Origin of the sequence: Segatella sinensis (assembly GCF_040095255.1) — a bacterium.
Lineage (GTDB): Bacteria > Bacteroidota > Bacteroidia > Bacteroidales > Bacteroidaceae > Prevotella > Prevotella sinensis.
In genome coordinates, this window is record NZ_JBBNGE010000079.1 from 1 (window position 1) to 9231 (window position 9231).

7 protein-coding genes are annotated in these 9231 nt (G+C 47.5%); 4 read left to right on the plus strand and 3 right to left on the minus strand.

The window, feature by feature from the left end:
- Positions 1 to 66: 66 nt before the first annotated feature.
- Positions 67 to 558 (minus strand): septal ring lytic transglycosylase RlpA family protein, encoded by a 492-nt coding sequence (locus tag AAAT87_RS14295; RefSeq protein ID WP_349226788.1) that lies wholly within the window; start codon positions 556 to 558, stop codon positions 67 to 69.
- Positions 559 to 657: 99 nt separating this feature from the next.
- Between AAAT87_RS14295 and AAAT87_RS14300 the strand changes: the two genes are divergently transcribed.
- The 4 genes from AAAT87_RS14300 (at position 658) to AAAT87_RS14315 (ending at position 7049) form a co-directional block, all read left to right on the plus strand.
- A complete protein-coding gene (locus tag AAAT87_RS14300; RefSeq protein WP_349226789.1) occupies positions 658 to 3699 on the plus strand; it encodes a PEP/pyruvate-binding domain-containing protein in 3042 nt (1013 codons plus the stop codon).
- A 56-nt stretch (positions 3700 to 3755) separates the two neighbouring features.
- Positions 3756 to 4982, plus strand: coding sequence for a sugar MFS transporter (locus AAAT87_RS14305; RefSeq protein WP_349226790.1), 1227 nt, complete (start codon positions 3756 to 3758; stop codon positions 4980 to 4982).
- Between the two features lie 188 nt (positions 4983 to 5170).
- Positions 5171 to 6184 (plus strand): class II fructose-bisphosphate aldolase, encoded by a 1014-nt coding sequence (locus AAAT87_RS14310; RefSeq protein WP_295024977.1) that lies wholly within the window; start codon positions 5171 to 5173, stop codon positions 6182 to 6184.
- Positions 6185 to 6560: 376 nt separating this feature from the next.
- Positions 6561 to 7049 carry a hypothetical protein gene (locus tag AAAT87_RS14315; protein WP_349226791.1) on the plus strand — a complete coding sequence of 163 codons (489 nt, stop codon included), beginning with the start codon at positions 6561 to 6563 and terminating at the stop codon, positions 7047 to 7049.
- 219 nt (positions 7050 to 7268) lie between these two features.
- On the opposite strand, the gene AAAT87_RS14320 is transcribed toward AAAT87_RS14315, so the two are convergent.
- The gene (locus tag AAAT87_RS14320) at positions 7269 to 8072 is read right to left on the minus strand and encodes a DUF5106 domain-containing protein (protein WP_349226792.1); all 804 of its coding nucleotides are present in this window, start codon (positions 8070 to 8072) and stop codon (positions 7269 to 7271) included.
- A gap of 595 nt (positions 8073 to 8667) precedes the next feature.
- Complete coding sequence (locus AAAT87_RS14325) at positions 8668 to 8973, minus strand: helix-turn-helix domain-containing protein (RefSeq protein ID WP_089544424.1); 306 nt, start codon at positions 8971 to 8973, stop codon at positions 8668 to 8670.
- Positions 8974 to 9231: the final 258 nt, after the last annotated feature.

Below are 9231 nucleotides of genomic sequence, written 5' to 3' on the forward strand. Positions count from 1 at the left end.
TTCAGGGCGTATTGTACATTGTTGGTTTACCCAGGGTGTTGCCCTGGGCTAGGAGCTTTTGCCCTTTCAGGGCGTATGCCGGTGATGAGGGGCTTTTTCCTTCTTTTCGAAATAATGGTCGGGTTCAAACTCAGCCATTTCGAAATCTATCTTCGGGAGCTTGCTGTCCTCAGGCTTGAAAGGAACAGGGTTATCCAGTCTTTCTACCTTCACCGTAGCCACACCCTGCGAAATCATGTCGATTTCTTTCGCGGCTGCCCAGGAAAGGTCAATGATTCTTCCCCTTCCGAACGGACCACGGTCGATCACTTCAACGATTACACTCTTGTCATTTCTCAGATTCGTAATCTTCAGCATTGTGCCGAAGGGATAATAACGGTGTGCACACGTCAGACTGTCATGGTGGATTCTCTGTCCACTTGCCGACCTGGCACCCGTGGCACGTTTAGAGTAATAGGATGCCTTGCCACGCTGATGCTTCTGGCCGCAGCATGGGATACATGATAATGTACTCAGAAATGTACTCAATAATGCTATGATAAATAATCTTCTTTTCATAACTTCTCGATATTTTCTTTGCAAATATATAAAAAAACGATGAAAAATGCAAGAAAATCTCAGAAAATCAGTATCTTTGCACGATAATTCGCTACACATATGGAAAATAATGTACCCCAAGAGTGGAATAAGTTCTATTTGAAAGACGTATCATTTGTGAATCTCATGATGCGACGTATCTACAATGTCTTGATTGTAGCCAACCCTTACGATGCGTTCATGCTAGAAGATGATGGACGCATCGAGGAGAAGATATATAATGAGTATATGGAGCTGGGACTCCGTTATCCCCCAACCTTCACCCAGGTCTCAACCACCGAAGAGGCTGCCCAGGTGCTGCGCTCCACCGTCATCGACCTCGTCATCTGTATGCCGGGCAATGCCGACAACGATGCCTTCGATGTGGCGCGTGATATCAAAGGCAAGTTCCCGAATATCCACTGCGTGGTACTCACCCCGTTCTCCCACGGCATCACCAAGCGAATGGAGAACGAAGACCTCAGCATTTTCGATTACGTATTCTGCTGGCTGGGCAACACCAACCTCATCCTCTCCATCATCAAGCTCATTGAGGATAAGATGAACCTGGAGCACGATATCCGGGAGGCAGGCGTGCAGATGATACTCCTGGTAGAAGACTCCGTGCGCTTCTACAGTTCCATCCTGCCCAACCTCTACAACTATATCCTCGAGCAGAGCAAGAATTTTTCCAAGGAAGCCCTCAACCGCCATGCTGCCACGATGCGAATGCGTGGCCGTCCGAAGGTGGTGCTCGCCCGTACCTACGAAGAGGCGCAGAAACTCTACGATAAGTATTCCAACAACACCCTGGGTGTCATCAGCGATGCCCGATTCCCGTTGAAGAGTGCCGCCAAGGCTTTCGGCAACGAGGTGGAGCAGGAGGCGAATCCCGAGCACGGCACCGATACCTTCGGACGTGAGAAATGTCCTGATGCCGGATTGCGTCTCTTCCGTTACATCCGCAAGACCGATCCGTTCGTGCCGCTCATCATCGAGAGTTCCGAGAGCGACAACCGTGCCAAGGCAGAAGCCGAGGGATTCCGCTTTGTAGATAAGAACTCCAAGAAGATGAGTGTGGATCTCCGTCGCCTGATGGAGGAGCACATGGGCTTCGGCGATTTCATCTTCCGCGACCCGAAAACCCACGAGGAAATCATGCGTATCCGCAGTCTGAAGGAGTTGCAGGATAACATCTTCAACATCCCCAACGATTCGATGCTCTATCATATCAGCCGCAACCACATGAGCCGCTGGCTCTGTGCCCGTGCCATCTTCCCGGTTTCCGCCTTCCTGAAGCACGTCACCTGGGAGAAGCTGCAGGATGTGGATGCCCACCGGCAGATCATCTTCGATGCCATCGTGCAGTACCGTCACATGAAGAACCTGGGAGTGGTTGCCGTGTTCGACCGTATGAAGTTCGATAAGTATGCCCATTTTGCCCGCATCGGCGAAGGATCGCTGGGCGGAAAGGGCAGGGGACTAGCCTTCCTCGACAACATCATCAAGCGCCATCCCGAGTTCAACCAGTATGAGAATGCCACCGTGCAGATTCCGAAGACCGTGGTACTCTGTACCGATATCTTCGACGAGTTCATGATGAGCAACAATCTCTATCCGATAGCCTTGAGCGATGCCAGCGATGATGAAATCCTGAAGCACTTCCTCCATGCGCAGCTGCCCGATTCGCTGATAGCCGACTTCTTCACCTTCTTCGAGGCAACGAAGAGTCCTATCGCCATCCGTTCCAGTTCGCTGCTCGAGGATGCCCACTATCAGCCTTTCGCCGGTATCTATTCCACCTATATGATACCTTATCTCGCGGATAAGTATCAGATGCTCCAGATGCTCGCCTGCGCCATCAAGGGCGTGTATGCCTCGGTGTTCTATCGCGATTCCAAGGCATACATGACCGCCACCCGCAACGTCATCGACCAGGAGAAGATGGCAGTAATCCTGCAGGAGGTGGTGGGCAAGGACTACGGCACCCGCTATTATCCAACGATGAGTGGCGTGCTCCGTTCGCTCAACTATTATCCTGTCGGCGATGAGGAGGCAGAGGAGGGCATAGCCAGTCTTGCCCTCGGATTGGGTAAGTATATCGTGGATGGCGGTCAGACCCTCCGCGTCTGTCCGTATCATCCGCATCAGGTGCTGCAGACTTCCGAGACGGAGATGGCGCTGCGCGATACCCAGACCCAGTTCTATGCTCTCGACACCCGGCACGTGGGCGATGACTTCAAGGTGGATGACGGATTCAATATCCTCAAGTTCCGGGTGAAGGATGCCGTGGAAGACCAGAGTCTTACCTATATAGCCTCTACTTTCGACCCATACGATCAGGTTATCAATGATGGAGTGTATGAAACGGGCAGAAAACTGATTACCTTCGCCAGTGTGCTCCAGCACGATGTGGTACCCCTGCCGGAACTCATGCAGATGTCGATGAAGTGCGGTTCCGAGGCGATGCGCCGACCGGTGGAGATTGAGTTTGCCTGCAATATCCATGCCGACAAGACCTGCGATTTCTATCTCCTCCAGATCCGTCCGATCGTGGATGCCAAGGAGATGCTCGACGAGGATGTCAGGGCGATACCGGATGCCGACTGTCTGCTCCGTTCCCACAACTCCCTGGGCCATGGCATCAGCGAGGATGTCACCGATGTGGTGTATGTGAAGTACGATGACCACTTCTCGGCGATGAACAACTTCTATGTAGCCGATGATATCGAGCGCATCAACCGCAAGTTCCTGGCAGATGGCAAGAATTATGTGCTGATAGGTCCGGGCCGCTGGGGATCGAGTGATCATTACCTGGGCGTACCGGTCAAGTGGCCGCATATCAGTGCCGCCCGCGTCATCGTAGAGGTGGCATTGAAGAATTACAACATCGATCCGAGTCAGGGCACCCACTTCTTCCAGAACCTCACCTCTTTCGGCGTGGGCTATTTCACGGTAGATACCAATACCGAAGAGGGAGGCTTCGTAAACAAGGAGATATTGGATGCGATGCCAGCCGTAGAAGAGACGCAGTATGTGCGCCATGTACGCTTCGACCGTCCGCTCAGAATCCTGATGGATGGCAAGAAGCAGGAGGGAGCCGTCCTGCATCCGCAGGAATAGGCTCCCGGCACTGCCGGCATCAAGAATAAAAAAGTGTTAAAGAAATAGAATAAAAAATGTTGAACCAAGAAACAGAAAACCATTCAGTGAGCGACAAGAAATATCTTGTTCCGTTCATTCTCATCACGTCGCTCTTCTTCTTGTGGGGCTTCGCGCGTGCCATTCTCGATGTGCTCAACAAGCACTTCCAGAATGCCCTGCACATCAGTATCACCCAGTCTGCCCTGATCCAGGTAACTACCTATCTGGGTTATTTCCTCATGGCTATACCGGCGGGCATCTTCATCAATAAGTATGGCTATCGCCGGGGCGTGGTGTTCGGCCTCCTGCTCTTCGGTCTGGGTGCCATCTTCTTTATTCCGGGGGCATCGATAGGCAGCTTCTCAGCCTTCCTCTTCTGCCTCTTCGTCATCGGATGCGGACTGGTGTTCCTCGAAACAGCCGCCAATCCATACGTTACCGAACTGGGTGCCAGGGAGACCGCTACCAGCCGATTGAACCTCTCGCAGTCGTTCAATGGTCTGGGCAGCATCTTTGCCACCTTCTGCATCGGTCAGTTCCTCTTCAATGATACGCAGCAGGGCGGCAATGTGGTCATACCTTATGCCATCCTGGGCGTTCTGGTGCTTTCCATCGCCGTGGTGTTCTCCCGTGTCGATCTGCCTGAAATCCAGCACCAGCAGGCGAAGGAAGACAAGGCGAAGGGCAGCAATATCGCCAAGCTCTTTGCCAACCACAGGATGTTCGTCTTCGGCCTCTTCGCCCTCCTGAGCTACGAGGTGGCCGAGATCTCCATCGATTCCTACTTCATCAATTTCGTCACCGGCATGCATTGGATGAGCGACCGCACCGCCTCTCTCGTCCTCACCCTCGCCCGGGCGTTCTTCATGGTAGGCAGATTCCTGGGCAGCTGGATCATGCGCCGTATCCAGGCAACCACCATGCTCCTCATCTGTGCCGTGGGCAGCGTGGTCTGCATCGGCCTGGTGCTTTGCGATCTGGGCATCGTGTCGCTGGTAGCCCTGGTGGGCAACTATCTTTTCGAGGCAATCATGTTCCCTACCATCTTCAGCATCGCCCTCACGGGATTGGGCAATCTCACCAAGTCGGCATCCTCGCTTCTGATGATGACTCCGATAGGCGGATGCGGCTTCCTGCTGATGGGAATGATAGCCGATACCACCCATGTCACCCTGCCTTTCGTGGTACCGTTTATCGGTTTCCTCATCGTCTTGGCTTATGCCGTTCGGGAGTACAAATTGCAAAGTGCAATTAGCAAATAAAGGGTTTTAGGCGGCTAAAAAGGGGGAATTAACTTTTTTAACTCGCTTGTAACACGAAAAAGTAAGCATATTTTTTGCCGTCTCAAAAGAAAAAGTTAAATTTGCAGTCGGTTATGGTGGGTGCGTCTAGAATCCATCTGATAAAAATGAATAGAATGTTTCATTAAACAATAAAATTAATAACAATTATGGCAGTAGATTACAAGAAAATCGGTCTTGTGAACACTAAGGAAATGTTCGCAAGAGCTATCAAGGGCGGTTGGGCCGTTCCTGCTTTCAACTTCAACAACTTGGAGCAGCTCCAGGCTATCATCCAGGCTTCTTCAAACTTGAAGTCACCAGTTATCCTCCAGGTATCTAAGGGTGCTCGTAAGTATGCTAACCCTACATTGCTCCGCTACATGGCAGAGGGTGCTGTAGAGTATGCTAAGGAGTTGGGTTGCAACCATCCTGAGATCGTTCTCCACCTCGATCACGGTGATAGCTTCGAGACATGTAAAGACTGTGTAGATTTCGGTTTCTCTTCTGTAATGATCGATGGTTCTGCTCTTCCATACGAGGAGAACATTGCATTGACAAAGAAGGTTGTTGATTACGCTCATCAGTTCGGTGTAACTGTAGAGGGTGAGCTCGGTGTCCTCGCTGGTGTTGAGGATGACGTAGTTGCTGAGGAGTCTCACTATACAAAGCCTGAGGAGGTTGTTGATTTCGCTACACGTACAGGTGTTGATTCATTGGCTATCTCTATCGGTACTTCTCACGGTGCTTACAAGTTCAAGCCAGAGCAGTGCACACGTGACCCTAAGACTGGTCACCTCGTTCCTCCTCCATTGGCATTCGACGTATTGGCAGCAGTTGAGGAGCAGCTTCCTGGTTTCCCTATCGTTCTCCACGGTTCTTCTTCAGTTCCTCAGGAGTATGTTGATATCATCAACAAGTTCGGTGGTAAGTTGCCAGATGCAGTTGGTATCCCAGAGGATCAGTTGACTAAGGCTTCTGAGAGCGCTGTTTGCAAGATCAATATCGACTCTGACTCTCGTCTTGCTTTCACAGCAGGTGTTCGTGAGACATTGGCTGAGCACCCAGAGTACTTCGATCCACGTCAGTACTGCGGTAAGGCTCGTGAGTACATGGTTGACCTCTATAGCCACAAGATCAAGGATGTTCTTCATTCTGACAACAAGTTGGCTAACCTCGACTAATCTTCGAGATTTATCAACCCAAAATAATAGCGGGAATCCTTCGGGGTTTCCGCTTTTTTAATGCCCTTTTCTTTCATCTTTCTTTCGCTTTTCTTTCATTTTGTTATGTAACAGGATTGTTGTGTGCGTAAACGTTGTGCTTCTTTACATAATTTAACCTAAAATATTTGGAGCGTATTACTTTTTTCTCTAAATTTTTACTCGAACAAAAGTAGGAAGTACATTTTATATTCTTGTATATCATTTGTATATTGTAAAAGATGATTTAGGCCGAAAGGTTATTTTTAGAAGTCTTCCTGAGTACTGCCTTAGGGCAGATGCTTGTAAGAGGAGATCAGGTTTAAATGATTGAATAACAATTAGTAAATGATAAAATATGAAAAAGTTTTTTGGAATGGTCATCACTTGTATGGTGGCATTGGGTTTAGTAAGCTACAGTGCGGCTGACGATGATTTGACGGGCGATACAACAACACGCGTCAACACCGTTACAACGAAGTCTAACTTCTCACTGCTCAGTTATTCACAGACAACCGGTGCTGAGGTAAATGAAACCTCTAACATCAATGGTGAGAACAACGAGAAGCTGGTATGCAAGGTTCTTTCTGGTGGTCAGTTGCAGTTGACTCACAAGAATGTAATCTTTGATGAGGGCACAAATATCAAGTTTGACTCTCAGTTAGTTGGCAACAAGATTATCATCACCGAGACAGGCGATTACGGCAAGTCTGGTAAGTATGGTTATTACACACTTGTTGCGAAGGTTGGAATAGTTAAAGATGGTGACTATGTGATCGTAGTTAAGAGAAACGAGCACACTCGCGAGGAGTTCAATATGCATTACGACTCTACAAAGGCGAAATAAGGTAGAATATATGATTAGTACAATATCTTACGATTATGATTCAATATAAATAGGTAGAATAGAAAATATAATATAGAAAGTGAATTTAAAGTGTGATTAAAGAATGTAATTGAATAATTAAATAATGTAATTGGATAGTTTAAAATTCATGCAATTGAATAATGGTAAATGATAATAAGTTGAGCGTCGCTTAGACGACCAGTCTAGTTCTTTTTTTAATTAATTGTTATTGATGACGCTGATGAGCAGTTCCGGCGTACAATCCTTTAAAACCACGATGTTGCCTTTGTCTAATAAGTAAATCGTAGGCATCGCCTTGATGCTGTAAGTAGCACTTATCTGATCGTCCGCAATGATTCTGAGCATTCTGTATTCAGCAGGAATGGTCTGTTTTTTCAGCCACGCCGTAACCTTGTGGCAATTCTCGCATTCCGGATCATGGAAGTAGAGTATCACCTTTTCGTTCTGATAGTCAGTCAACTGATGCATTTTTCCATCTTCCAGCTTGAAGGAGAGGTTGGTAGCCTTGGTGCCTGGCAGGTTTTTCCGTGCCGCCTTCCACTTGAAGTCGATGCGTTCCTTTTCCGCTTCATCGAAGTAAGGCGACTTTTTCATTTCCGCCAGGAAGAAGCTATATACCCTGTCGTTTCTCATCGGCGACTGTGGGTTGTCAAAATAATGCTCTATCAGGCTCTCGAATTTCTCCTTGGCAGGCTTCTGTACGTAAGCCTTGGCAGTGAAGGCGCTGATGCCTTTCTGAGCGATCTCGTCGTTGAAACGGGCGAGGATATCGATGAAGTTGACGAATCCCTGTTCTGTAATCTCCTCGTTTTTCAGTTGGGTAGTATCAGCAAACTGATAGTTGTCCCAGTAGTGCTCGCTGAGGTAGGTAGCGCGCTGTTCTACGCTGCGCAGCGTATCAGGCAGCGCAGGGTAGGGGAATGCATTCTGCGCCTGAGTATTCAGGCAGCATAACATGATCATGCATGCGATAAGATAAGAGATATGTCTTGCTTTCATCATTTTCTTCCTTTTACTTCATTACTTCTTGTTGTTGATAGCTGTTCCATAGGAACTTCTGCCGCAAAAGTACGAAAAATAACTGAAAGTTCCAAGCATATTCCCTTTTTTTTCTTTTAAAAAATAACAAGCCACTTTCAAAAACACTCTTCACTCTTCACCAGAAAGGTATAAATATCTGTAGCTAAGGAATTTGCACGGGTGAAGAGTTGCGCTCTACTCTTCACCACTCTTCACCCACTCTTCACCCGGAAAATCTGTGAAATCTGTGAATAGAAAATCGGCGGCCGAAGGGAAAGCCAAATCTGTGGGACCTTCTTCAAAGACCGAACAGGTCGATTTACCGTTTAGTTTTGTGTGCAATCCGAAGGTGAAGAGTGGTGAAGAGTGGTGAAGAGTGGTGCGCCACTCTTCACCTCTCGCAACCCCAGTGTTTATCGGGGTTTCAGCCGATTTGGTGAAGAGTGAAGAGTAAAAAAGAGAGTGGTGCTTTTATAAAAAAAGCTCCCGACGTATCGTTTTGTGCCAGGCAATGGCAGATTATTGCCCTGGTAAAGGGCAATGTTATGCCATAGTGAGGCAATAAGCGATACAAGCATTATGCAAAAGCTTTTTCCATACATGAAATACCAAGTCGGCGTTCAATTTCTGCAATAGTTTTGAACGAGAAGTTAGTCTTTCCTGACAATATTTTACTCACGTATTGTGGCGTACATCCCAACCGCTCAGCAATATCAGCCCTTGATAAATTGTTCTCTTGCATGAAATCAACAATTTTTAGGGCAATGCTCTGCGACCATCTTATCCAGGCATTGTTTTCCTGTCTCCACTTGGCTTCATCTACAAATGAAGAGGCTTCATGGCTTTCATGTGCCTCTAGGAATCTTAATGTTTTCTCTTTCATATTTTTATGCAGCATAGTATTATGCAAAGATATGAATAATATCGATTAGTTGCAACTTTTAGGTTGCTTTTTTAATGAAAATTATACTAGTTTCAAAATGTGGGACATTGTCCCACAAATTGATTGCAATCATCTTTGTATCTTGTAAGTACTTTCGTCGTTGCTTGAAAGTACTATCATTGTTGCTTGAAAGTACTATCATTGTTGCTTGAAAGTACTATCATTGTTGCTTGAAAGTACTATCATTGTTGCTTGAAA